Genomic DNA, 25802 nt, shown 5'->3' on the forward strand with positions numbered 1-25802 from the left:
GGAAATAAACCTAATTTATTGTGAAATAATAAATATCATCTTCACCTTTTCCTTTAGGTCGTCGTGATGAGAAGTAACCTTCGGTCTTACTATCATTAATGACATAGCAAAAATCATCACTTCTGCTATTGATAGGTTTTGGTAATAATTGAGGTTCTTCGGTTTCTGGATCTCCTTTCAGATTATAGCTGTAGATATCCAATCCGCCAACACCGCCAACACGATCTGATGCAAAGTATAATACATTATCCTTGCTCACAAATGGAAACATATCTTTGCGTGGTGAATTGATCTTTTTGCCTAAATTTTCAACCTCTCCATATTTACCATCACCTAATATTTTCACTTTAAAAAGATCAGTTTGTCCGTGAGCTCCATGTGCATTTGATGTGAAATATATTGTAGATCCATCTGGACTTAATACTGCATGTCCATAATTATATTTTGGATCACAAAATGGCAAGGGTTCAAAATTTGTCCAACCGCGACCTTCTATATATTCACCACGTTGAATATTTAGATTAATTGATTTTAATTTTCGTTTATACGATTTACCACGTTTCATAAAATTTGTCGTGATATACATATACTTACCATCAGGACTAAAACCTGCACTTGAGGTATTAAAAACAAAATCTTCAGATTTAATAAACTGTTTAGAGTTGATGATTTCACCATCTTTAGTTTTTTCGGCTTCAAACATTGTATAGATTAATCGCTTGTCGTGATCTCGTCTTGCTCTATTTCTGTTATCAAGCATGTAAGAGGTATAATATACCTTATCGCCTTTATAAAAAACGACACCATATTGACTTTTGTCGTCATTAATCTTTAGGTTTTTAATTGTGTAGGTTTGGGCAAACCCGAAATTAATTGTCAATACTAAAATGATACTGCAAATAAACTTCATGTTTCTATAATTTAATATTAGCTTTTTCTCCATTTTTTTGTCTCTTCAAAAACATGCTCCAAAATGGCTTTATCAACTTCGGAAAAATCAATGTTTCTCCGTTTCATTACAACTTCAGCTACTTCAAACGCCTTTTTGGTCACATATGTTGTAAAACCAGAATGTCCTCCCCATGAAAAACTAGGAATGAAATTTCTTGGAAATCCGCTTCCGAAGATATTAGCACTTACTCCAACAACTGTACCAGTATTAAACATGGTATTGATTCCACATTTACTATGATCACCCATCATAAGTCCACAAAACTGCAATCCTGTTCTTGCAAAACCTTCTGTTTGATAATCCCAAAGTCTTACTTCGGCATAGTTATTCTTTAAATTTGAGTTATTAGTATCTGCACCGAGATTACACCATTCGCCTAGCACGGAATTACCCAAGAATCCATCATGACCTTTATTTGAATATCCAAAAATAACTGAGTTATTAACTTCACCACCTACTTTACTATGAGGTCCAACAGTGGTAGGTCCGTAAATCTTAGCACCTAACTTTACAGTAGCATGATCACATAAAGCGAAAGGGCCTCTAATGATACTACCTTCCATAATTTCGGCATCTTTGCCAATATAAATAGGACCAGAATTAGCATTTAAGGTTACATATTCAAGTTTGGCTCCTTCTTCAATAAAAACATTTTGTGTTCCAAGAACTTGATTAGAACTTGGTATGGGTTGTGATTGACGATCTCGTGTTAACAAATCAAAATCGGCTTGAATAGCATCACCATTAGTAGCAAAAATATCCCAAGTATGTTCAATTTTCAAAACAGGCTCATCATACTCTATAGCTTCATAAGTTTCAAAATTAATTTCATCTTGAGTATTTTTTGAAAAAAACGCGATAACATCCTCATTTTGAAATACAGCTTGATTCTCTTCTAAACCTTTAATAATAGCCACCAATTCTTTATTAGGTAAATAGGATGCATTTATCATGACATTTTCATCCATTTCAACCATTGGATATTTTTCAGACAAATACTCTTCGGTTAAGGTTGTGATGGTAAAGCCTAAATGTTTTTCCCATTTTTCTCTAATGGTAAGTATACCTACTCTAATGTCGGCTACTGGCCTTGTGAAAGTAAAAGGCAATAAATTAGGACGTGATGGACCATCAAAAAGAATATAATTCATGATAACTAGTAGTTAGATGTTAAAAGTAAATCAATTATATAAAACAAAAAAGCCTTCGGGACAAATCCTGAAGGCTTACTATATCATATAGCTTAAGCTTATTTTTTAAACTTAGCGTATTTGTTTTTAAACTTATCAATACGTCCTGCTGTATCTACTAATTTAGACTTACCAGTATAATATGGGTGAGACGTTCTAGAAATTTCCAATTTAATTACTGGATACTCAACACCATCAACTTCAATTGTTTCACTAGTCTCAGCAGTAGATTTAGTTAAAAACACGTCATCATTAGACATATCTTTGAATGCTACTAATCTATAATTTTCTGGATGTATTCCTTTTTTCATCTCTTTAAACTTTAAAATCCTTACTATTTTGGAGGTGCAAATTTAAGTAATTTTTGTAAATTACCAATAATTTATTTCTTTTTTTATTTCGTAGATATTTGTAACAAATATAAACATATAGATACTAACTAACATAATCACTAAATAATCAACTAACAATTATGGAAAAATCAATTAAATCGTCATCGATTAACTATGGCATATACTTAGCTTTAGCCCTTGTTTTATACACTGTTTTATGCTATGTCATTAATGTGGAAATGGTAGTCAATTTTTGGATAAATATTCTAGTTATTCCATTGACAATTATAGCAGTAGGTGTTATTTCTAGTGCAAAAGCAAAAAGTATATTAGGAGGATTTATGTCGTTCAAACAAGCGTTTACCGCTTATTTCATTCCTATTGCCATAGCAGTAACTATTAGTACAATTACGACAGTTATTCTTTATAATTACATCGATCCTGATACTGCAGATTACATAAAAGAAATGGTAATAACTAAAACTAGAGATTTCATGGAAGGTTTCGGAGCACCACAGAGTGATATCAACGAAGCTATAGCAGAAATGGAAGGTCAAGACATGTTTGCACCTGCAACACAATTAAGATCTTTAGCGCAAAGTTTAGTATTCTTCATTGTTATAGGATTAATTGTGTCTTTAATCATGAAGAAAAAAGACCCTAATGAAGCTTAAATAATTTCAGTATTTTTGAACTTTAAACATTCAAAATCACTACATGAACATATCAGTAGTCATACCACTACTTAATGAGCAAGAGTCATTAACCGAATTACACGATTGGATTGCAAAAGTCATGCAATCCAATCGTTTTTCTTATGAAATCATTTTTATAGATGATGGTAGCACAGATGAATCTTGGTCAACTATTATGCAATTATCTCAAAAAGACAGCAATGTTAAAGGGATACGTTTTTTAAAAAACTTCGGAAAATCACAAGCACTCCATGCTGGATTTGCTAAAGCAGAAGGTGACGTTGTAATTACAATGGATGCAGATTTACAAGATAATCCTGAAGAAATTCCGGAACTATACAATATGATCGTTGTCGAGAAATTTGATTTGGTATCTGGATGGAAAAAGAAACGCTATGATTCTGTAATTGCAAAAAACCTTCCTTCTAAGTTATTCAATTGGGCTGCTCGAAGAACCTCTGGTGTTAAACTTAACGATTTTAATTGCGGACTTAAAGCTTACAATAAAAATGTTGTTAAAAACATTGATGTCAATGGTGAAATGCATCGTTACATTCCTGTACTAGCCAAAAATGCTGGATTTACTAATATAGGCGAAAAAATTGTGCAACATCAAGCCAGAAAATACGGAGAGACTAAATTTGGTATGGATCGTTTTATTAATGGTTTTTTAGACTTAATAACCATTTGGTTTTTATCCCGCTTTGGAAAACGCCCAATGCACCTGTTTGGAGCTTTAGGTGTTATTATGTTTGGGATAGGGTTTGTTTTTGCGTTTTACTTAGGAATTGATAAGCTATTCTTAAATCCTACAGGACGATTAATTACAGATCGTCCACAATTTTACATTGCACTCACCACAATGATTCTTGGTTCTCAATTTTTCGTAGCTGGATTTTTAGGCGAATTGATCTTGCGTTCTAAAAGAGATAGAAGTCGCTATTTGATAAAACAAGAACTTAATTTTTAACACTAGCCCAAATTATCGAAACCTTAGTCATTCAAAATTATTGAATTACGTATTTTTGCAGCATAATTAATACACATGATACATATTGAACCTCAACTATTAGAACGTGTCAACACATGGTTAACACCAACTTTTGATCAAGAGACTCAAAATTTTATAAAAGATTTAATAGCTAATAACCCAACCGAATTAAAAGAGAGCTTCTACAAAGATCTCGAATTTGGAACTGGCGGAATGCGAGGCGTCATGGGAATTGGCACCAACCGTATAAATAAATTCACTCTTGGTAAAAACACGCAAGGGCTGAGCAATTATCTTAAATCGCAATTCCCTTCTGAAACGTTAAAGGTTGCTATAGCTTACGATTGCAGGCATAATAGTAAATCATTAGCAAAAGTTGTAGCCGATGTATTTTCGGCAAACGGAATACACGTTTATCTTTTTGAGGATTTGCGTCCAACACCTGAATTATCGTTTGCACTCAAACATCTAGGTTGCCATTGTGGAATTGTATTAACTGCATCTCATAATCCTCCAGAGTATAATGGTTACAAGGTCTATTGGCAAGATGGCGGACAACTTGTTCCTCCTCAAGACGCTGAGATTATTGCCGAAATTAATCGTTTAGATTATGCCGAAATAAAATTTGAAGCTAATGACCAAAATATTGAATATATAGGAAAAGCTGTTGATGATGTATTTATTGATAATGCTGTCAAGAATGGTAGTTTTAGCACAACAAAAGAAGCGAAAGAACACTTAAATATTGTCTTTACGTCTTTGCATGGCACATCTATTACTGCAATACCAGAAACTCTTGAACGCGCAGGATATACTAATGTTCATATCGTTGAAGAACAACGTGAACCTAATGGTGATTTTCCAACAGTCAAATCTCCAAACCCTGAAGAACCTGAAGCCTTAAAAATGGCTATGCAACTCGCAGATAAAGTAGATGGCGATATTGTAGTAGGTACAGATCCTGATTGTGACCGTCTTGGTGTCGTTGTTAGAAATCTAGAAAATGAATTGGTGATTCTCAACGGAAATCAAACTATGATTTTAATGACCAACTTCTTATTGAAACAATGGAGAGACTCTGGTCGTATAAATGGGAATCAGTTTGTGGGTTCAACAATTGTATCAACACCAATGATGTCTGTTTTAACCAACGCCTATGGTGTCGAATGTAAAATTGGACTTACAGGTTTTAAATGGATAGCAAAAATGATCAAAGACTTCCCTGATGTTGATTTTATTGGTGGTGGTGAAGAAAGTTTTGGATTCATGGTAGGCGATTTTGTGAGAGACAAGGATGCTGTAACATCAACCCTCTTAGCTTGTGAAATTGCGGCTCAGGCAAAAGCCAAAGGGATTAGTATGTATAAAGAACTAATCGACTTGTATATCGAACATGGGTTTTACAAAGAACGTTTAGTATCATTCACTAAAAAAGGAATTGAAGGTGCACAAGAGATTAAACAAATGATGATCGATGCACGTCAAAATCCGTTAAAAGAGGTTAATGGTTCAAAAGTAGTACGTATTGAAGACTACCAATTGTCAACTATTAAACACATAAGTACTGGAGAAGAAACTGCTCTTGACATTCCTAAATCTAATGTGCTTATTTATTATACCGAAGACGGTAGTAAGATTGCGTTGCGCCCAAGTGGAACAGAACCTAAGATAAAATTCTATATTAGTGTCAATACAAACTTAGACAATATGGCAGCATTTAAGGCTACGGAACAAAAGTTGGAAGCTCGTATTGATGCCATCTTAAAAGATATGAAACTCAGTTAATGAATTATTTCAAACAAATATTAGGTTTTGCAAGACCATATAAAAAATTTGCAGCTCTAAATATTATCTGTAATATTTTTTATGCCTTATTTAGTGCATTATCGTTTATAGCATTAATCCCAATGCTCGATGTGCTCTTTCCTACGGATCAACCTTGTGAAGAGCAAGAAGCAATTGTGAAACCTGTATGGACTGGCATCTCTAACACCATGGACTATTTTAAAGATTTCATGGCATATAGAGTTGATGGTTTTGCTCAAGATGACCCTTCAAAAGCTCTTCTTTTGGTTATATCCTTGGTCATTTTACTCTTTTTCTTGAAAAACATCTTTAATTATTTAGCGATGTATTTTATTACATTTTTAAGAAATGGTGTTTTAAAAGATTTAAGAAATGCCATTTTTGATAAAATCACACAACTACCTATTGCTTTCTTTTCTGAAAAACGAAAAGGAGATACTATGGCAAGAATTTCTAATGATGTACAGGAAATTCAAGGATCTTTCTTATCCATTTTAGAACTTATTGTTAGAGAGCCATTAACCATCATTTTTACTATTGTAATGATGCTTTTGATTAGTGCTAAACTAACACTCTTTGTGTTTGTTTTTATTCCAATTTCAGGGTTTATCATCTCTAGAATTGGTAAATCATTAAAAAAGAAATCTGACAGAGTTCAAAAAGAACAAGGGACTTTTCTATCTATTATAGAGGAAACCTTAGGTGGATTAAAAGTTATTAAAGGATTTAATGGAGAAACCTCATTTTTAAATAAGTTTAAAGCTTCAACCACCCGTTTTTATCACTTTTCAAACAAATTATTAAATCGTCAAAACTTTGCTTCACCAACAAGTGAATTTTTAGGTATCACTGTTATTGCTATTTTATTATGGTATGGAGGAAGAATGGTACTCATAGATGGAACACTTGATGGAAGCTCATTTATTGCTTACATGGGATTAGCTTATAACATCCTTACGCCTGCAAAAGCTATAAGTAAAGCGAGTTATAGTGTAAAGAAAGGAAATGCAGCAGCAGAGCGTGTTTTAGAAATACTTAACACAACATCAACATTAGAAGATCGACCAGATGCTATCTATAAAAATGACTTTACCTCAGAAATTGCATTAAATAATATCTCGTTTAAATATGAAGAAGATTTAGTTCTTAAAAATTTCTCCATTAAGGTTCCTAAAGGAAAAAGCGTTGCACTGGTTGGACAATCTGGAAGTGGAAAATCGACCATTGCTAATTTAGTTACTCGTTTTTATGATGTAACCGATGGTAGTATCTCAATTGACGGAACAGATATTAAACACCTTACTAAACATTCGTTAAGAGGACTAATGGGATTAGTGACACAAGACTCTATATTATTTAATGATACTGTTAGAAATAATATTCTATTAGGAAAAGAAGATGCTACTGATGATGACATTATAGAAGCTCTAAAAATTGCTAATGCCTGGGAATTTGTTGAAAATCTAAAAGGTGGATTAGATTTTAATATTGGTGATTCTGGTGGTAAAATTTCTGGAGGACAAAAACAGCGCTTAAGTATTGCTAGAGCTGTATTGAAAAATCCGCCTATTATGATTTTAGATGAAGCAACGTCTGCTCTTGATACTGAAAGTGAGCGTTTGGTTCAAAATGCTTTGGAGAACATGATGAAAAATAGAACATCAATCATTATAGCCCATAGATTATCTACTATTCAAAATGCCGACGAGATTATCGTAATGAATAAAGGTGAAATAGCCGAGCAAGGCACTCATGATGAGCTCATAGCGAAACAAGGAGTTTATAAGAAATTAGTTGATATGCAAAGTTTTGAATAAGTAACAATTTCCAAAGAAAATAAAAACAAAAAACAGAAAAGGATGCAACATAAATTGCATCCTTTTCGTTTCTATTACCATATTTGGGGACAATGGTAATATTAAAGTAGGTTAGGCTGTGACAAACATAGATGAAATAAATGTAGTATGCAAGAAAAAAATGCATTTCATCGTTATTTTTTCACACTTTATCGATAGTATTTTATTTAAACTATTGAATTTCAATGTTTTAAAAAAAATATTTTTTTTCATTAAACTTTCATTAAATTGAAACGTCTAAATAAAAAATAGTTTTATTGGATAACGAACAAGATTTTATACAGCGCTTATCAAACTCATCTACTAAAGAAGCCGCCTTTAAAGAACTTTTAAAGCTCTATAAGGAACGTTTGTACTGGCATATACGTCATATCGTAAAATCCCATGACGATACCGACGATGTTTTACAAAACACATTTATCAAAATCTATAAAAATATCCATAACTTTAAAGGAGATAGTAAGTTGTATTCTTGGATGTATCGTATTGCTACTAATGAATCTATTACTTATATCAACAGAAATGCAAAACGTCTGAATATATCTAATGAAGAAACACATCAACATCTGGTAAACAATATAAAAGCTGATGTTTATTTTGAAGGTGATACTATTCAATATAAATTGCAGCAAGCAATCGCGACATTGCCAGAAAAGCAACAAATGGTATTTAATATGAAATATTTTCAAGATATAAAATACAAAGAGATGTCTGATATTTTAGAAACTAGTGAAGGTGCACTTAAAGCATCATATCATATTGCAGTAAAAAAAATAGAAGCCTTTTTAACCCAAGATTAAACCAATTACAGACTTAAGAGTCTTATAATTATGAAACAGAAAAAATTAGATACTATTAAAACTTCAGGGTTTAAAACACCTAAGGATTACTTTTCTCAAGTAGAAGAGCAAATTCTTAATGAAGTGAAGTTAATAGATAAAGTTGACCAATCTGGTTTTGATGTTCCTGAATCCTATTTTGATTCAATAGAGAAAGATATCTTGGATAAGATTAATTCTGAACATGACTCGAAAGTTGTGTCATTAGTGAATTGGAAAAAGATAATGTATACCACTGCCATTGCAGCATCTTTAATTTTAATGTTTAATGTATTTTTCAATACTGATGAAAATGTAACTTGGGAAAATCTAGACACCGCTTCTATTGAAAACTATATAGAGGTAGAAGATTATACAACCTACGAATTAGCATCGCTTTTAACAGAAGACGAATTAAACAAAGACAATTTTATAGAAAACGATATACCTGAAAATTCAATAGAAACTTATCTATTAGATAATGTAGAACTTGAAGACCTGATTATAGAATAATTATTATGAAACATCTCTTAGTTACCACAAATAAAAAGCTTAATCAAACTCAGATGTTCCATGTTACAACTGAAAAGAATAAACGTGTACACATGAAAAAAACACTTATAACTATATTGTTTATTGCATTAACGATAAGTGCATTCGGACAAAGAAAAGAACGACAAGAGCGATTAAAAGCACTAAAAGTAGCGTTCATCACTGAAAAACTAGAACTTACATCGGATGAAGCTGAAAAGTTTTGGCCAGTGTATAATGCCATAGAAGAGAAAAAAGAAGTCTTAAGAAAAGAAGTGCAAACTATACGCAGAGAATTAGACTTTGATGCCTTAACAGATACTGAAGCCAATAAACTACTTAAAGATTTGATGGGACTTGAAAACAGAAAGCATAATCTGCAAATCAAACAAGTAAATGATTTACTACAAGTGATACCTGCTAAAAAAATCATCTTACTAAAAGTAGTAGAAGAACAGTTTAAAGCTCAAATGCTAAAAGAATTGAGAAAACGACGTGAAAAATTTAAAAAGAATACACCTTAACATTCAAGAAGCCTAAACAGGCTTCTTTTTTATTTAAAGGTTAATTTAGACACACGTTCACGACCTGCAGCATAAGCCACACTATCATTTAAAAATCGAATCGTATAAAACCCTTCATCACTTAAATGAGTCCAAGTATTTCCATAATCGCTTGAGTAATCAATCCCCTTAAAACCTACAGCAACTAGTGCTTTACCATTACTATTAGGTATATATTTTACACAGCTTCTGTAACCAGGTGATTGATTCTTAGCTACTAATTGCCAGGTTTTTCCACCATCTTGTGTTCTAATTTTATTCGCGCTACTATCTGCTGGTTTTGTATAGTCTCCTCCTATAGCAAAACCATTTGTCTCATCATAAAAATCGATAGAATACATTCCTGTGGTTTCCAAACCTTGAACAATAGGCGTTTCAAAAACATTCCAAGTTTTTCCTTTATCTGCTGAATATAAAATGCGACTCGACTTTCCGCCTGTAGCTACCCATACCTTATCGCCTACTATTGCAATATTTGTATCACTTGCAGCAAAAGCGGCTTCTCCCTCTTTCGATTTTGGTAGAACATCACAAGATAACTTGGTCCATGTATTCCCGCCATCGCGTGTAATGATCACACTCATACACTCATCGGTTGGATCTCCTATAGCAATACCCTCTTGATCATTCCAAAACTCCATAGAGTCATAAAACGCTTTGGGATGCTCTTCTTTATAAACAACCTTAATCTTATCTTCTTCAATGTTGAGTTTATAGATTAATGCAGGTGAACCAATACTAATACCATAACCATGTTTCTCTGTTGCCGACAATGCTCTAAAATTTGGTACAATTGAATCATATGTTAATGAAATAGGAAAAACAATATCATAATTTTTAGAGGCATATAACTCCTCATTAGCTAAAAACTCAAATACTCCTTTTGGACCTATAGCCCCAAATTCGCCTTTTGATGTTAAAAATGCGAGACCTTCTAAGCCATCAACTAATTCAATAGCTCTAACATTCAACAAAGAATCTTGAAGAATGGTTTCTATCTCAACCGTTGTAAATTGCTTTTTATCTAACTGACGTGTTTTCTTATTCTGTCTATTCAATCCGAAACCATATATAGAAATGATTAAAATCGGACCTATTAAAAGGAGGAGCACTTTTTTCATGAGCATCAAATTTCTATAAAAATAAAAAAGCTCCATGACATAATCACGAAGCTTGTCAAATTAACATTAAAGACATCAATCAAATCTCTATATTAATTTATTCCTTTTGATGTAGTAATAGAAAAAAACTTGCGCTACATAACTAAAAAGCGCATCAATAATATTGAAGCGCTTTCAAAAAGACTCAAACATCTATTAACATCACTTACGTTTTTGTCTTCTTTTCTTTTTTATAGCCTTAAAAACAATTTTCTTAAACTGTTCTTTTTGTTCATTTGTACATAACTCTTGAATCGCTCTAAAGTGATAATACGTTTTAGCATCTCTTTTCGCTTCTTGCGTCCCTATTAATTGGGTTAGAGAATCTACGGTTACTGTAGATATATTTTCTTCAGAAATTTCAGTAAACAAGTGCCCTTTTAGCTCTTTAATAGTATCAGAAATCACTTTCATTTCAACCTCATGTTGATCATTTAGTGCTTTAAATTGTTGCATTTGAGAACTATCAAACTTTAATTCTTTTGCAATAAACCCTCCCGAACTACCTCTTTTTTTACCTTTAGAATGACCAAGATGATTAATCAAGAAAAAAATATTGGTAACCGCTAGGAATATAATAAGTACGTATAAGATTTTATTGGTCTTCATAAGTATCAGTTAATAAACTATTGCTTTCATGTGTGGTCAAATCATATAACTCAGCAAAATCTGAAATATAATCGTCATAGGTTGAGTTATTAATTTGCGTTAGAGTAAAAACATTCAAAACGATAAAACAAAATAACGTTGCCAGTTGAAATTTTGGAGTAAACCAAGTCCAATTCACCTGCCTCATTTCTCTTTTTTCAGAAAACAAAACACTCAACATTTTGTCTTTAAAAAAAGGAGACACCTTAACATCTTTAATAGTATCGACACTATTTAAAACAGTATTGACCTTATCCTGTATATCTTTATTTGTTTTCATTATCATTTCTTTAGATGTTAATTATATATAAAACTTGCGCTGTTAATTATTTTTATAAAAATTATCCAAGGTCTTCTGTAAATTCTTTTTTGCTCTAAAAATCAACGATTCAACAGAAGAGAGACTCTTTTGGGTAATATCACTTACTTCCTGATAACTCTTCCCATCAATTTTATTTAAAGTAAATACTAATCGCTGAGCTTCAGGTAGATTATTTATCGCTAAAAATAATAGTTCATTGATTTCTTTATTCTCCAGAATAATCCCTGGATGGTTCATTTCAGTAAAATAATTCGTTCTATCTATTTCAAAGTGTTGTCCAGTTATAGATTGCATGAAGGCAAAACGTTTCTTTGTATTTCGCTTTCTTATAAATTCTAAACACTTATTTGTCGTGATTCTGTAAATCCAGGTAGATAATTTAGATTGCTCCTTAAATTTAGAGATCGATCTATACACTTCTACAAAAACCTCTTGTGCGATATCTTCCGCATCTTGTCTATTAGGGACAAAAGATAAACAGGTTCCAAATACTTTTTGTTGATAGTCGTCTAAGAGCTTGCTGTAAGATGCTCTACTTCCACTTTTTAATGCTTCTATATATTCGGTTTCTGTCAAAAAAAGAAAACTAGATTAATTTAATTAGTTTTAGATGTGTTTTAGGATAAAAACTTGTGCGAAAAAATTATTTCTTAAAAGATAACACTTTATCTTAAACACTTCAATATCTAAACTTTTAATGTACCTTTGCATGCTTAATTTTTTATAATGCGTTTACACAGAAACTTATGCTTTGCGGTTATTGATGGGTTAACACTCATCTTCAATGAAGGCAAATATGCAGATAAAGTCATTCAACAACTACTTAAACGTGATAAACGTTGGGGAAGTCGTGATCGTGCCTTTGTTGCCGAAACAACTTACGACATAGTACGTTGGAAACGATTATATGCTGAAATTGCCGAAGTTAAAGCACCTTACGATAGAGATAATTTATGGCGCATTTTTGCAGTCTGGGCAACCTTAAGAGGTATCAAATTACCAGATTGGAAATATTTTGAAAATACGCCTCAACGAAAAATCAAAGGTCGTTTTGATGAATTATCTCAAACAAGAAAATTTAAAGAATCCATCCCTGATTGGTTGGATGAACTAGGAGCTAAAGAGTTAGGCGAGTCTATTTGGACTAAAGAAATTACTGCGCTTAACCAACAAGCTGATGTGATCTTAAGAGTGAATACACTCAAAACTACAAAGGAGAAATTACAAGCACTCTTATTTGACGACAATATAGAAACAGAGTCAATTAAAGGCTATCCAAATGCGCTTAAATTAAGAGAAAGAGCAAACGTATTTCAAACGGAGTCATTTAAAAATGGTTTTTTTGAAGTTCAAGATGCGTCATCGCAATTAGTAGCAGAATTTTTGGACGTTAAACCTGGAATGCGAGTGGTAGACACCTGTGCAGGTGCAGGAGGAAAAGCTTTGCATTTAGCTTCTTTAATGGAAAATAAAGGTCAGGTTATTGCCTTAGATATTTATGCCAATAAATTACATGAACTTAAACGTAGAGCTAAGCGTAATGGTGCTTTTAATATTGAAACAAGACCAATAGAATCTACTAAAGTTGTTAAGAAGTTATATGATAAAGCCGATCGCGTTTTAATTGATGCTCCTTGCTCTGGCTTAGGTGTTCTTAGACGAAACCCAGACGCTAAGTGGAAATTACAGCCTGAGTTTATTGATTCTATTAAAACAACTCAACAAGAGATCTTACAACAATATTCAAGAATAGTAAAGTCTGGTGGGAAATTGGTTTATGCGACGTGCTCTATTCTTCCTTCTGAAAATAAGAATCAAGTTGATGCCTTTTTAGCATCTGAATTCGGTAAAGATTTTAAATTAATAAAAGATAAAAGTATATTGTCTCATGAATCTGGATATGATGGATTCTATATGGCATTGCTGGAAAAGAAAAAATAATACCCAAATACATGAAGCATTTTTACACCTTACTCATTACGCTTATAACATTAACCGCTTCGGCACAGGTTCCTGCTGGATATTACGACTATGCAACCGGATCAGGTTATACGCTAAAAACACAATTATTTAAGATCATCAATAATGTAGATGATCCTGAAATTAATAACAGTATTGAAGAATTTCAAACTGTAGAAAGCTACAATTCCTTAGATGGATTTAATGCTACATACGAGCTAGATTTTTATTATGAGGTTAATGGCAATACTACCATTTTAGATATGTACTCTGAAAATCCTTCTGGAGCAGATCCATATAATTACACACCAGTTGTTGATGAATGTGGAAATTTCAACGGAGAAGGTGTTTGCTATAACAAAGAGCATGTTATTCCACAGTCCGTTTTTAGCTCACAACTACCAATGTATAGTGATGCACATCATTTAATACCTACCGATGGGCGTGTTAATGGGTTTAGAAGTAATTTTCCGTTTGGAAATGTGGATAACAGCCAATTAGTATCTCAGTCTGGTATTTCTAATCCTACGCAAAATGGCTCCAAATTAGGTGAATATTTAGATTTAGGATATCCTGTGGATTACAATGGTGACGTTTTTGAACCTATAGACGAGTTTAAAGGTGACATTGCGCGAATCTATTTTTACTTTGTGACACGATATGAAGATCAAGTAAGCAACTGGTCGTCGTATGCTATGTTTAATGGTAGCTCAGACCAAGTTTTAGCTGAACCTTTTCTTAGTGTTTTAATCGACTGGCATTTAAATGATCCTGTTTCTCAAAAAGAAATTGATAGAAACAATAATATCTATTACAACCATCAAAATAACAGAAACCCATTTGTAGATCACCCTGAATATGTGGCTTTAATTTGGAATACGACTCCTGATACTGAAGCACCTTCAGATGTTACAGATCTTGCAGCGTCTAATCCAACTGATAATACTATTGATCTATCTTGGACTGCAGCAACAGATAATATTGCAGTATCTTCATATGACATTTATGTAGATGGTGTGAATACATTCAACACCTCTAATACCACGTTCACAGTTCCAGGACTTACCGCAGACACTAACTATTGCTTTACAATTAAAGCTAAAGATGCCTCTGGTAACGAATCCAATTTCAGCAATCAAGCTTGTGAAATGACTACAAACAATGGAAGTTCTGGAGGTGATATAGATATTTTCTTTTCAGAATACATTGAAGGTTCAGGAACCAACAAAGTTTTAGAAATTGCCAATTTCACTGGAGCTGCAGTTGACATGTCTATTTATACCTTAAAACTTAGTGCAAACGGAAATGCTAACTGGAGCACCACTTATACATTTCCGAATAATACAACTATTAACAATCAAGACGTCTATGTGATAGCCAATGGAGGCTCAATCGTTTGTACTTCTGAATATGACGATATCAACAATGCCATAACTTCATTTAATGGAAATGATGCTATTGGACTATTTAAGAATGATATATTGATCGATATCTTAGGCGATTTTAATAGTAGTGCTAATTATGCACAAAATACAACCTTGGTTAGAAAACCAGAAATAGATCGCCCTACAACAACTTTTGACATCAACGAATGGAATAGTTTTGCATCTAATAATTGTGATGATCTTGGAACACATATCCAAACTTTAGATGTTGAAGACTTTATAGTATCAGATATTAAATTATATCCAAATCCGGTAAAAGGTAATGAAGTCACTATAGTATCGAATGAGGCTATTTCAGTTGAAGTTTATGATTTATTGGGTAAAAAAGTGAGCGAGCAAAACATCACATTAGAACATCAAACTCTTGATATCTCAGGATTATCAAAAGGGATGTACATCATTAGACTTAATTCATCTAAAGGAAGTATTACAAAAAAATTAATTAGACAATAACATTTGTTTATATACTAAAAAAAAGCGACTCCTGAGAGTCGCTTTTTTTTTACATGATAATATCATTTTTCCATTCATAAGGTTCAGGAATATTAGTGTCATCAATGAGCTGTCTAATATCTATTTCAATACCACGACTCATATTAGTTATTGGCACATCATTTGGTCCTCCTTCAAAAGGATTTTCAGTATTTTCTCCTATAGCTTCCATAGTATGAAATACCCAAGCTAAAAGTGTGCTAAACGGAATAGAAAACCAAACAAAATGCTGGGCAATAAATTCTTGTATTCTATGCAATGCGGATGTGTGGGTTGCATGTCCTTCCAAATCTGTCACAATGTGTTTCCCAATATCTTCAAATCCTTCCATAATTCCGAAAGGCAATAAAATAATAAAGAGCCAAACAAACATATAGTTTAATGTTGCAAATTGTCTTGGATAAGGGAAGTTCTTTATACGTTCACTTTTTCCTTGTAGCGCATAAAACTCCACCAGCATATTTGATAATTCCATATGTCTAAAGTCTTCGATTAAATCGTTTTGCTTTAGCTCTTTTAAGCGTCTAGATTGGATACCTAATAGTTGTGAAGCTCTATTGCCTTTAGCAAATACTTCGTTGTATTCATTTTCAGAAATATAACCTTTAATGGCCTCTTCAATAGGAATGGTGTCTTCACAAACAAGATAATGTTTCTCTCTAAATTCTCGATTAGATCTTCCCGACTTCAAATGTTGCTCCCAAGGTTTATCTGCTCTTAATTGATAACGTAATGCTGTTAACCATGCCACATGACGATGCACTAATTCTTTATGAATGGTGTGTAATTTTTCATCAGATAATGGTTCTTTGGTATGATCATTATTAATAAAATCTTTGACCATGATTGTCCATGAACGTGATGCATTAACAATACCTCCCCAAATTTTACGCGCTTCCCATAGCCTATCATACGAAGCGTTATTTTTAAAACTAACAATAAATGCCACCGCTGTACCCATAACTCCTAAAGGTAACCAAGGCACATGCAGCCATTTAAGTCCAACAACATCAAATAAAACTACTGGGATAGTGGAAAGAATAAAGAATAAAAAAATATGACGACGCGTCCATTTAATGACGCCTTTAACTGGGAATATCCGTCTTGTATACATAGAATTGGTTTAAGTTAACTAAAAGTAAAAAAATAAGAACAATAAACACAGTATTGATTGTGAATTAATTGGTGGATAACTCAAAATATTCAATGCTATTATCTAAATAAGTTACACTGAAAAAGTGTAAATTTGTGCTTTCAAAAAACAACACAAAATACGAAATAATGATTCATTTCTTCGGAAACCAAAACAGCAAGGTATTTGCTGTTCAAGCAACAAAAGAATTATCAATTGAAACCATAGCTAAATTAACGTGGCTATTTGGCGACCAACCTAAACTAGAACAAGCATCTCTCGATGCTTTTTTTGTTGGTCCTCGTGCAGCAATGATTACACCTTGGAGTACCAATGCTGTTGAGATTACTCAAAATATGGGAATAAAAAACATTATTCGTATTGAAGAGTTTGAAGCCTGCCCAAAAGATTTTATAGAGTATGACCCAATGATTTCCGAAAAATATAACGGATTAGATCAAGAGTCGTTCACCATCGATATACAACCTGAAGATATATTAGACATTGAAGATATTTCTGCTTATAACCAACAAGAAGGTTTAGCTTTAAATGACGAAGAAATAGAATACCTTGAAGGTGTCTCAAAAAAAATAGGACGTCCTCTAACCGACTCAGAAGTTTTTGGGTTTTCACAAGTGAATAGTGAACACTGTCGTCATAAAATTTTCAATGGCACCTTTGTGATTGACGGAGAAGAAAAATCTACATCACTTTTTAAAATGATTAAAGAAACGTCTAAGCAAAATCCAAATGATATTGTTTCGGCCTATAAAGATAATGTTGCTTTCATTAAAGGACCTAAGGTTGAACAGTTTGCTCCTAAGCGCGCAGATGTTCCTGATTTTTATGAAACCAAATCGTTTGAATCTGTTATTTCTCTTAAAGCCGAGACGCATAATTTCCCTACAACCGTCGAACCTTTTAATGGTGCAGCTACTGGATCTGGTGGTGAAATCCGCGATCGACTTGCTGGAGGAAAAGGTTCATTACCCTTAGCTGGAACAGCTGTTTATATGACTTCATATTCACGTTTAGAAGAGAATCGTCCTTGGGAACAAAAACTTGAAGCTAGACCTTGGCTCTATCAAACACCAATGGATATTTTGATTAAAGCGAGTAATGGTGCTTCAGATTTTGGAAACAAATTTGGGCAACCGCTTATTTGTGGTTCTGTACTTACTTTCGAACATGAAGAGGATGCTAGAAAGTTAGGTTTTGATAAAGTGATTATGCAAGCTGGTGGCATAGGTTACGGAAAATTAGACCAAGCTATTAAAGCCGTACCTGAATCTGGTGATAAAATTGTAGTACTTGGTGGTGAAAATTATCGTATCGGAATGGGAGGTGCTGCTGTATCAAGTGCAGATACAGGAGAATTCTCTACAGGAATTGAACTTAATGCAGTACAGCGTTCAAATCCTGAAATGCAAAAACGAGCAGCCAATGTAGTACGTGGTATGGTAGAAAGTGAAAACAACCATATCATTTCTATTCATGATCATGGTGCTGGTGGACACCTTAATTGCTTAAGTGAATTAATTGAAGACACAGGTGGATGCATAGACTTAGATAAATTACCTGTAGGCGATCCTACACTTTCTGATAAAGAAATTATTGGAAACGAATCTCAAGAACGTATGGGATTATTAATTGCTGAAAAACACTTAGATCATATCAGTAAAATTGCTGAACGTGAACGTTCTCCATTATATACCGTCGGAAATGTAACAGATGACAAACATTTTTGCTTTAAGTCAGAAACGAAAGGTAACAAGCCAATGGATTTAGCATTGGAAGATATGTTCGGTAGTTCTCCAAAAACGATAATGACCGATATTTCTTTACACAGAGTTTATAGCGATGTTGCTTATAATCCTGACGAGTTTTATAATTACCTAGATCAAGTTTTACAACTTGAAGCAGTCGCTTGTAAAGATTGGCTGACCAACAAAGTAGATCGCTGTGTAGGTGGAAAAGTTGCAAAGCAACAATGTGCTGGACCATTACAATTACCATTAAATAATGTTGGTGTAATGGCTTTAGATTATAATGGAAAAGAAGGTATTGCCACATCAATTGGTCACTCGCCTATTTCGGGACTAATTAACCCTGAAGCGGGAAGTAGAAATAGTATTACAGAAGCATTAACCAATATTATTTGGGCGCCCTTAAAAGATGGTCTAAAAAGCGTCTCATTATCTGCTAACTGGATGTGGCCATGTAAAAATGAAGGTGAAGATGCAAGATTATATAAAGCTGTAAAAGCGATCTCAGAGTTTGCTATCGATTTAGGAATTAATGTTCCTACAGGAAAAGATTCATTATCGATGAAACAGAAATATCCAAACGAGGAAGTAATCTCTCCAGGAACTGTTATTATTTCTGCGGCAGCGAATTGCAATAATATCAAAAATGTAGTTGAGCCTGTGTTTAATAAAAATGCTGGAGATATCTATTACATTAATTTATCTCAAGACCATTTTAAATTAGGCGGAAGTTCTTTTGCCCAAATTTTAAATAAGATAGGAAATGATGTTCCAAATGTACAAGATGCTTTGTATGTAAAGACTGTTTTCAATACACTTCAACAATTAATTAAAGATCAGCAAATTGTAGCAGGACATGACGTGGCTTCTGGTGGTTTAATTACAACAGTATTGGAATTATGTTTTGCCGACACCAATTTAGGAGCAGAATTAGATCTTACTGCTTTAGGGGAAAAAGATTCGCTTAAACTATTATTTGCTGAGAATTCTGGTATCGTATTTCAAGCTAAAGACCAGTCTATTGAGCACATCCTATCAGAAGCTAATATCGAATTTTTCAATATTGGAAAAGTTACCGATACAGATGTTCTTGGCATTATAAATAATAATGAAGTGTTTACAATGACCGTATCCAGATTACGAGATATGTGGTATAAGACTTCTTTCTTATTGGATCAAAAACAAACCGCAAATGACTTGGCCGAAGCACGTTTTAAAAATTATTCGAAGCAACCATTAACCTATACGTTTCCGAAGCAATTTACTGGCCAATTACCAATTATAGATGCAACCAAACCTAGACCTAAAGCTGCAATTCTTCGTGAAAAAGGGAGTAACTCCGAGCGTGAAATGGCTAATGCTATGTATTTGGCTGGTTTTGATGTTAAAGACGTCCATATGACCGATTTAATTTCTGGACGCGAAACACTCGAAGATATTCAGTTTCTTGGTGCTGTTGGTGGTTTTTCTAACAGTGATGTTTTAGGATCTGCAAAAGGTTGGGCTGGAGCCATCAAATATAACGACAATGCAAATAAAGCCATTAAAAATTTCTTTGAAAGAGAAGATACACTGTCGGTTGGCATCTGCAATGGTTGTCAATTATTCATGGAATTAGAATTAATTAATCCTGAGCACAATACACATGGCAAAATGCTACACAACGATTCTAAAAAACATGAAAGTGCATTTACATCAGTTACTGTTCAAGAGAATAACTCTGTAATGTTATCCACTTTGAAAGATGCAACTTTGGGTGTTTGGATTAGCCATGGTGAAGGAAAATTTAATCTTCCAAATCCTGAGGAAGATTACAATATCGTTGCAAAATATGGCTACGATGCATATCCTTCAAATCCTAATGGATCAGATTATAATACGGCTATGATGTGTGATAAAACTGGACGTCATTTAGTGATGATGCCGCATATTGAACGTTCGACATTTCAATGGAATTGGGCTCATTATCCAGAAAACAGACAAGATGATGTATCGCCTTGGATTGAAGCGTTTGTGAATGCTAGAAGATGGGTAGAAAACAAATAATTATAATTTAGATTTAAAATTTAGTCTATTGCTTTCTTAATTCAGATTAATGTATTACTTTACCTACAATTAATCCTGATCAATGACGCTGAATTATTATGAAAACAAAGTTCCTCATCTTATAGAGGAATATTACCAATTGTCTTTTTCTGAAGACGCTGTTCCATTTCAATCTACTGTATTACCTATCGGACTTACGCACTTAACGAACATTTTTTATGGCGATCAAAAAGCAGTTTTGAATACAAAGGAGATGCGTATTTCTGATATTACAATTAGTGGGCAATTCTTTAGATCCTACCAATTACATTGTTTATCTAAAGCCATGTCGTTTGGAGTTAGCTTTCATCCCACTGCACTATTCAAAATTTTAAATACCGACATTTCCAAATTACAGGATAAGCATATGTCGTTATTAGATTTTCATCCAGAATTATATTCTAAAATGAAACCTCTATTTGAGAATTTTTCTGGTCCAGAAGATATGGTAAAACGTTTAGATCATTTCTTTTCTAAACTAAATCTTACAATTAATAAGACTACCAAAAACATTGATATAGCTATAGATCTCATAAAAAACAAGGAAGGACTTTTAAGTGTTCATAGTATTTTGGAGCATATTAATATGTCTCAAAAAACACTGGAAACTCAGTTCAAAAAAATTGTAGGGCTAACACCTGGAAAGTATGTGAGACTATATCGTTTTTTAAAACTAATGCGGAAATATGAAAATCAAGAGATTGCGATAAAGGATCTTATGTTTATGTTTGACTATTATGATCGGTCTCATTTTTCTAAAGATTTCAAGTTATTTATGAATGAAACTCCTAAATCCTATTTCAAAAAAGATTATCCATTATTAAAAGCTGTTTTTAAAAATAATTAGTTACGATTTTTTACACCGTTATACTATTTATAAATTATAAATTTACTATCTGAAATGTAAGTCAGTTTGTAAAATTAATAGTAAGGGTTTATTAGTTTTTAGTTATTTGTAGTAAAAAGACTTGACTATTTCATTTTAGTTAAAATTCAATAAATTAAGGAGTTGTGTCATTGCAACTCCTTTTTTCATTTACACATTTGAAATTCACTTTTAATTTCATATTTTGCAATACTACAATCTTATCAAACATAATGACAGAAATAACAAGATTATTTGATTTTCCATACTATCAACTAGAGGTTCATAATTTAGATGCCGCATTAGTAACAAAATATGATGGAAAATGGATTAAAACATCGACAAAAGATTACTTAGATAAAGCTAATGCAGTAAGTAGAGCTTTACTAAAACTAGGGATTCAAAAAAATGATAAGATTGCTGTTATTTCAACAGCAAATAGAACCGAATGGAATATTATGGATGTCGGAATCCTTCAAACTGGAGCTCAAAACATTCCAATTTACCCAACTATTTGTGCCGAAGATTATGAATATGTTCTCAATCATAGTGAATCTACATATTGCTTTGTTTCAGATATCGAAGTTTTAGAAAAAGTTAGAAAGGTTCAAGCAAATACGAAATTAAAAGATGTGTATTCTTTTGATCATATTGAAGGTTGTAAACATTATTCTGAACTATTTGAACTTGGAAAAGATGAAAGCACACAATCCGATGTTGAAGCTAGAAAAGATAATGTAGATCCTCACGATCTTGCAACAATAATATACACCTCTGGTACTACAGGAAAACCTAAAGGTGTCATGCTTACTCACCACAACATTACGAGTAATGCATTAGATGCTTCTGAACGATTACCAATAATTAGCGGTAGTCAAACACGAGTACTTAGCTTTTTACCGATATGCCATATTTTTGAACGTGTTCTTATTTATATCTATCAATATGCTGGCACTACTATATATTTTGCTGAAGGTATTGACAAAATTGGCGATAACGCTAAAGAGATAAAACCCAATTTAATGAGTGTAGTTCCACGACTACTTGAAAAAGTTTTCGATAAGATCATGCTAAAAGGAGAAGATCTTTCAGGAATTAAGAAAGGCTTATTCTTTTGGGCTGTAAAATTAGGTGAACAATGGGAACCTTATGGTAAAAATGGAGCTTGGTACGAATTTAAACTTAAGATTGCTAGCAAATTAATTTTTAGTAAATGGAGAGCAGCATTAGGCGGCGAATTATCAACAATGGTATCGGGAAGTGCGCCTCTACAGCCAAGGTTGTCTAGAATATTTTCTGCTGCAGGAATGAAAGTCATGCAAGGTTATGGTTTAACTGAAACATCTCCAGTAGTTTCTGTAGAAATGTATGCCAATAATTTATTTAAAATAGGGACTGTAGGAAAAGTGATTAAAAACGTAGAAGTCAAAATTGCTGAAGATGGAGAAATCTTGATCAAAGGTCCTAATGTTATGAAAGGATACTACAAAGATCCAGATAAAACTGCTAGCGTTATGACTGGTGATTACTTTCATACAGGAGACAAAGGCGAAATAGATCAGGACGGATTTTTAAAGATTACAGGGCGTAAAAAAGAGATGTTTAAAACCTCAGGTGGGAAATATGTGATTCCGCCACTGCTAGAAAACGACATGAAGCAATCGCTTTTCATTGAACAAATAATGGTTGTTGGTGAAAGTGAAAAAATGCCAGCTGCCATCATACAACCAAATTTTGATTTTATTCGAGATTGGATAGATCATAAAGACCATCAAATTGGGACATCAGATGAAGAGATTGCGACCTCAGATATAGTAATCAAACGTATTCAAAAGGAAATTGATAAGTATAATAAAAACTTCGGAAAATGGGAACAGATCAAACGTTTCGAACTCACTCCCGATGTTTGGTCTATAGATGGTGGACATTTAACGCCTACAATGAAAATGAAACGTGATGTTATAAAAGGAATCTATCAAGACCTTTATGATAAAATCTACAGGTAATCACTCTATTTCATACGCGTAACTGGTTTATAATACTTTATTAGACCTTTTTTCGTTCTTTTTTCAAACCTAAAAATTGTTCGACTTACTGTTGATATGGATAGCTTTGCTTCATAATCTTTAAATGTTATCAATCATGAAAAAATCAATTAAATTAGTAACCTGTTTGTTTTTACTTTTATCTCTTACTATTCATGCCCAACAAAACAGTCAACACATTCAACAATGTGATGCCGTCACACTTAACAGAAACATCCAGTTAGATGGAAGTTCAGACACTGAGGAAATTAAAATAGAAGTTGCGAGCAATGCAAAAAAATTGCATATAGGAATAAATAGTACGATCAAGTCTGGCTATTTAACCGTTGAGGTTTATGATCCAAAAGGGAATAAAAAAGGCAATTTCTCAATTGAAAGTCAAGTCAAATCTAGTAGTAAGAAAAAAGAATTGGTATGCGGTCAAATGCAAAAACATATTGATGAACCTATAAAAGGTGACTGGGTGATTAAACTCATTCCAAATAATGTGGCTGGAGATATTTCTATTTGTACATCTATGATGTAATTAAAACCTAAACTAACTAAATGCAAATAAACAAAAGACTTATAAACTTTATTAGACTTGTTTTTTTGCAATTGATTTTTACAATAGCTAGTTTCAATTGCAATTCACAGTCTGCATCAAAAAACGAACAGTCAATCAAAGGTAAACTACAGTTAGATTCCGTATGGGAACCTGTGGTTTACCTATCACATATTCCTACCTTTAAAGACATGTATACCATGTCTAATGAGATGATCATCGCTGAATCTAAAATTGATAGTTTTGGAAATTTTCACTTCTCCTCCAAGGCATTACCTATAAATGATAATTTATACAGAATACATGTTTCAAAAAAAGAAGCACCAGCTGCCTCATTGATTATTGGTGGTAAGGAAGAAAATCATATTTTTTTTATCGCCAACCAAAACACTCAAATATTTATAACCAATACCAGTAGCGATAGTTTATTTAATAAGCATAGTATTAATGGATATCTACCAAATTATGATTTAAAGATAATCAATGACATAATTTATAAAAGCGAACATGCAAAAACTAATTATGGCGCATTAAAAAAGGAGTTTGTGACCAAAACAATACACGAGCAACTACGACATATAGCAGATACATCTTCTCACCCTATAGTATCGTTATATGCCCTTAATAATAGCAAATTCGAATCCACGTTTTTAGAAAATCAAAAGTTTTATGAAAACTACTTAATAAAATGGGAGCATGAAGATTCAGCCTATTTCAAAGAGCTAAGAGTTAAGTTCCCTAAAGAAGATAATAAATCAATATTTCGGTTTATAGTTATTGGTATATTCTTTTTCTTATTTGGGTTTGTCATAAATTATTTCTTTGGAGTAAAGCGAAGAAAAAGTAATAATCTGCTCAAATCTTTAAGCATCCAAGAACGAAAAATTTTCTCACTATTAAAAGACGGGAAATCAAATAAGGAGATTTCCGATGAATTAAATATTGGTTTAAGTACTGTCAAATCGCATGCAAGTAATATCTACGCTAAGCTTGGTATTAAATCAAGAAAGGAAATTTTAGATATTAACCTTTAGGCCTCTTCTCATAATAATATAAATGCTTGATCAAAATACTATGCACGCATAATTTTTTCACAAATACTATGCGTGCATAGTATTTTTTAGTATATTTGGGTTCAAAATTCAAATTATGAAGGATAAAACGATTGACTATGTACTTAGAACCACTTGGTTAGCGGTCAATAAGATGTATAATGAAGAAGCATCTCAATTTGACACCACTATGGCCACTGGTTTCGCTTTACTAAGTATTGATCCTGAAAATGGAACACCTTCCACTTCTCTTGGTCCAAAAATGGGAATGGAAGCTACGAGTTTATCACGTACACTTAAAACCATGGAAGAAAAAGGGTTAATCACAAGAAAACCCAATCCTGAAGATGGTCGTGGTGTCTTAATTCACCTCACAGAATTTGGTAGAGAAAAGAGAACTTATTCAAGAGAAAAAGTACTCACATTTAACGAAACAATTAGAGGTAATGTTTCGGAAGAAGAGCTAGCCAATTTTTATAAAGTGGCTGAAGTCATTAATAATATGATTTCCAACAAACAGATATACAACCAAAAAGAACACATTTTAAAATAA

At 32.9% G+C, this 25802-nt stretch carries 23 protein-coding genes; 15 read left to right on the forward strand and 8 right to left on the reverse strand.

Annotated elements, in window-relative coordinates; translation table 11 throughout:
• Positions 1–10: 10 nt before the first annotated feature.
• The 3 genes from Q0783_RS08325 to Q0783_RS08335 all read right to left on the reverse strand — a co-directional run bounded on the left by Q0783_RS08325 (position 11) and on the right by Q0783_RS08335 (position 2453).
• Entirely contained in the window at positions 11–943 is a 933-nt protein-coding gene (locus tag Q0783_RS08325; RefSeq protein WP_298894437.1) for a hypothetical protein, read from the reverse strand.
• Positions 928–2103, reverse strand: a complete 1176-nt coding sequence (locus Q0783_RS08330) for a GlmU family protein (RefSeq protein ID WP_298894438.1) — start codon at positions 2101–2103, stop codon at positions 928–930. Before Q0783_RS08330 ends, Q0783_RS08325 begins: the two co-directional genes overlap by 16 nt.
• Positions 2104–2201: 98 nt before the next feature.
• Positions 2202–2453 carry a type B 50S ribosomal protein L31 gene (locus Q0783_RS08335; RefSeq protein WP_230936273.1) on the reverse strand — a complete coding sequence of 84 codons (252 nt, stop codon included), beginning with the start codon at positions 2451–2453 and terminating at the stop codon, positions 2202–2204.
• A gap of 161 nt (positions 2454–2614) precedes the next feature.
• Here Q0783_RS08335 and Q0783_RS08340 point away from each other — a divergent pair, with 161 nt between their 5' ends.
• From Q0783_RS08340 to Q0783_RS08370, 7 genes are all read left to right on the forward strand, one after another.
• On the forward strand, positions 2615–3148 hold the full coding sequence (locus tag Q0783_RS08340) for a DUF4199 domain-containing protein (RefSeq protein WP_230936272.1): 534 nt from the start codon (positions 2615–2617) through the stop codon (positions 3146–3148).
• Between the two features lie 43 nt (positions 3149–3191).
• On the forward strand, positions 3192–4139 hold the full coding sequence (locus Q0783_RS08345; RefSeq protein WP_298894439.1) for a glycosyltransferase family 2 protein: 948 nt from the start codon (positions 3192–3194) through the stop codon (positions 4137–4139).
• Between the two features lie 75 nt (positions 4140–4214).
• Positions 4215–5945 carry a phospho-sugar mutase gene (locus Q0783_RS08350; RefSeq protein ID WP_298894440.1) on the forward strand — a complete coding sequence of 577 codons (1731 nt, stop codon included), beginning with the start codon at positions 4215–4217 and terminating at the stop codon, positions 5943–5945.
• Positions 5945–7783 (forward strand): ABC transporter ATP-binding protein, encoded by a 1839-nt coding sequence (locus Q0783_RS08355; RefSeq protein ID WP_298894441.1) that lies wholly within the window; start codon positions 5945–5947, stop codon positions 7781–7783. The genes Q0783_RS08350 and Q0783_RS08355 overlap by 1 nt, the downstream gene beginning before the upstream one ends.
• Positions 7784–8079: 296 nt before the next feature.
• Positions 8080–8622 (forward strand): RNA polymerase sigma factor, encoded by a 543-nt coding sequence (locus tag Q0783_RS08360; protein ID WP_298894442.1) that lies wholly within the window; start codon positions 8080–8082, stop codon positions 8620–8622.
• A gap of 30 nt (positions 8623–8652) precedes the next feature.
• Positions 8653–9153, forward strand: a complete 501-nt coding sequence (locus Q0783_RS08365; RefSeq protein WP_298894443.1) for a hypothetical protein — start codon at positions 8653–8655, stop codon at positions 9151–9153.
• A 5-nt stretch (positions 9154–9158) separates the two neighbouring features.
• Entirely contained in the window at positions 9159–9695 is a 537-nt protein-coding gene (locus Q0783_RS08370) for a hypothetical protein (RefSeq protein ID WP_298894444.1), read from the forward strand.
• Between the two features lie 29 nt (positions 9696–9724).
• On the opposite strand, the gene Q0783_RS08375 is transcribed toward Q0783_RS08370, so the two are convergent.
• The 4 genes from Q0783_RS08375 to Q0783_RS08390 form a co-directional block, all read right to left on the reverse strand.
• On the reverse strand, positions 9725–10855 hold the full coding sequence (locus Q0783_RS08375) for an oxidoreductase (protein ID WP_298894445.1): 1131 nt from the start codon (positions 10853–10855) through the stop codon (positions 9725–9727).
• Positions 10856–11056: 201 nt separating this feature from the next.
• Positions 11057–11503 (reverse strand): hypothetical protein, encoded by a 447-nt coding sequence (locus tag Q0783_RS08380; protein WP_298894446.1) that lies wholly within the window; start codon positions 11501–11503, stop codon positions 11057–11059.
• Positions 11490–11822, reverse strand: coding sequence for a hypothetical protein (locus tag Q0783_RS08385; RefSeq protein WP_298894447.1), 333 nt, complete (start codon positions 11820–11822; stop codon positions 11490–11492). The genes Q0783_RS08380 and Q0783_RS08385 overlap by 14 nt, the downstream gene beginning before the upstream one ends.
• A gap of 42 nt (positions 11823–11864) precedes the next feature.
• Positions 11865–12440, reverse strand: a complete 576-nt coding sequence (locus tag Q0783_RS08390) for an RNA polymerase sigma factor (protein WP_298894448.1) — start codon at positions 12438–12440, stop codon at positions 11865–11867.
• 150 nt (positions 12441–12590) lie between these two features.
• Between Q0783_RS08390 and Q0783_RS08395 the strand changes: the two genes are divergently transcribed.
• Together Q0783_RS08395 and Q0783_RS08400 are read left to right on the forward strand one after the other, a co-directional pair.
• Entirely contained in the window at positions 12591–13805 is a 1215-nt protein-coding gene (locus Q0783_RS08395) for a methyltransferase domain-containing protein (RefSeq protein WP_298894449.1), read from the forward strand.
• Positions 13806–13816: 11 nt separating this feature from the next.
• A complete protein-coding gene (locus Q0783_RS08400) occupies positions 13817–15721 on the forward strand; it encodes an endonuclease (protein ID WP_298894450.1) in 1905 nt (634 codons plus the stop codon).
• Positions 15722–15770: 49 nt separating this feature from the next.
• Here the strand turns inward: Q0783_RS08400 and Q0783_RS08405 are convergent, their stop codons facing one another.
• Positions 15771–16874: a bestrophin family ion channel gene (locus Q0783_RS08405; protein WP_298894451.1), complete on the reverse strand. Its 1104-nt coding sequence runs from the start codon at positions 16872–16874 to the stop codon at positions 15771–15773.
• 167 nt (positions 16875–17041) lie between these two features.
• Between Q0783_RS08405 and purL the strand changes: the two genes are divergently transcribed.
• From purL to Q0783_RS08435, 6 genes are all read left to right on the forward strand, one after another.
• Positions 17042–20704: a phosphoribosylformylglycinamidine synthase gene (purL, locus tag Q0783_RS08410; RefSeq protein WP_298894452.1), complete on the forward strand. Its 3663-nt coding sequence runs from the start codon at positions 17042–17044 to the stop codon at positions 20702–20704.
• Between the two features lie 82 nt (positions 20705–20786).
• Positions 20787–21590, forward strand: a complete 804-nt coding sequence (locus Q0783_RS08415; protein WP_298894453.1) for a helix-turn-helix domain-containing protein — start codon at positions 20787–20789, stop codon at positions 21588–21590.
• 251 nt (positions 21591–21841) lie between these two features.
• The gene (locus Q0783_RS08420; RefSeq protein WP_298894454.1) at positions 21842–23614 is read left to right on the forward strand and encodes a long-chain fatty acid--CoA ligase; all 1773 of its coding nucleotides are present in this window, start codon (positions 21842–21844) and stop codon (positions 23612–23614) included.
• Positions 23615–23750: 136 nt separating this feature from the next.
• Positions 23751–24179 carry a hypothetical protein gene (locus Q0783_RS08425; protein WP_298758554.1) on the forward strand — a complete coding sequence of 143 codons (429 nt, stop codon included), beginning with the start codon at positions 23751–23753 and terminating at the stop codon, positions 24177–24179.
• Positions 24180–24199: 20 nt separating this feature from the next.
• Positions 24200–25231, forward strand: coding sequence for a helix-turn-helix transcriptional regulator (locus tag Q0783_RS08430; RefSeq protein ID WP_298894455.1), 1032 nt, complete (start codon positions 24200–24202; stop codon positions 25229–25231).
• Between the two features lie 115 nt (positions 25232–25346).
• Entirely contained in the window at positions 25347–25802 is a 456-nt protein-coding gene (locus tag Q0783_RS08435; protein ID WP_298894456.1) for a MarR family transcriptional regulator, read from the forward strand.

Origin of the sequence: uncultured Psychroserpens sp., from assembly GCF_947500255.1 — a bacterium.
Lineage (GTDB): Bacteria > Bacteroidota > Bacteroidia > Flavobacteriales > Flavobacteriaceae > Psychroserpens.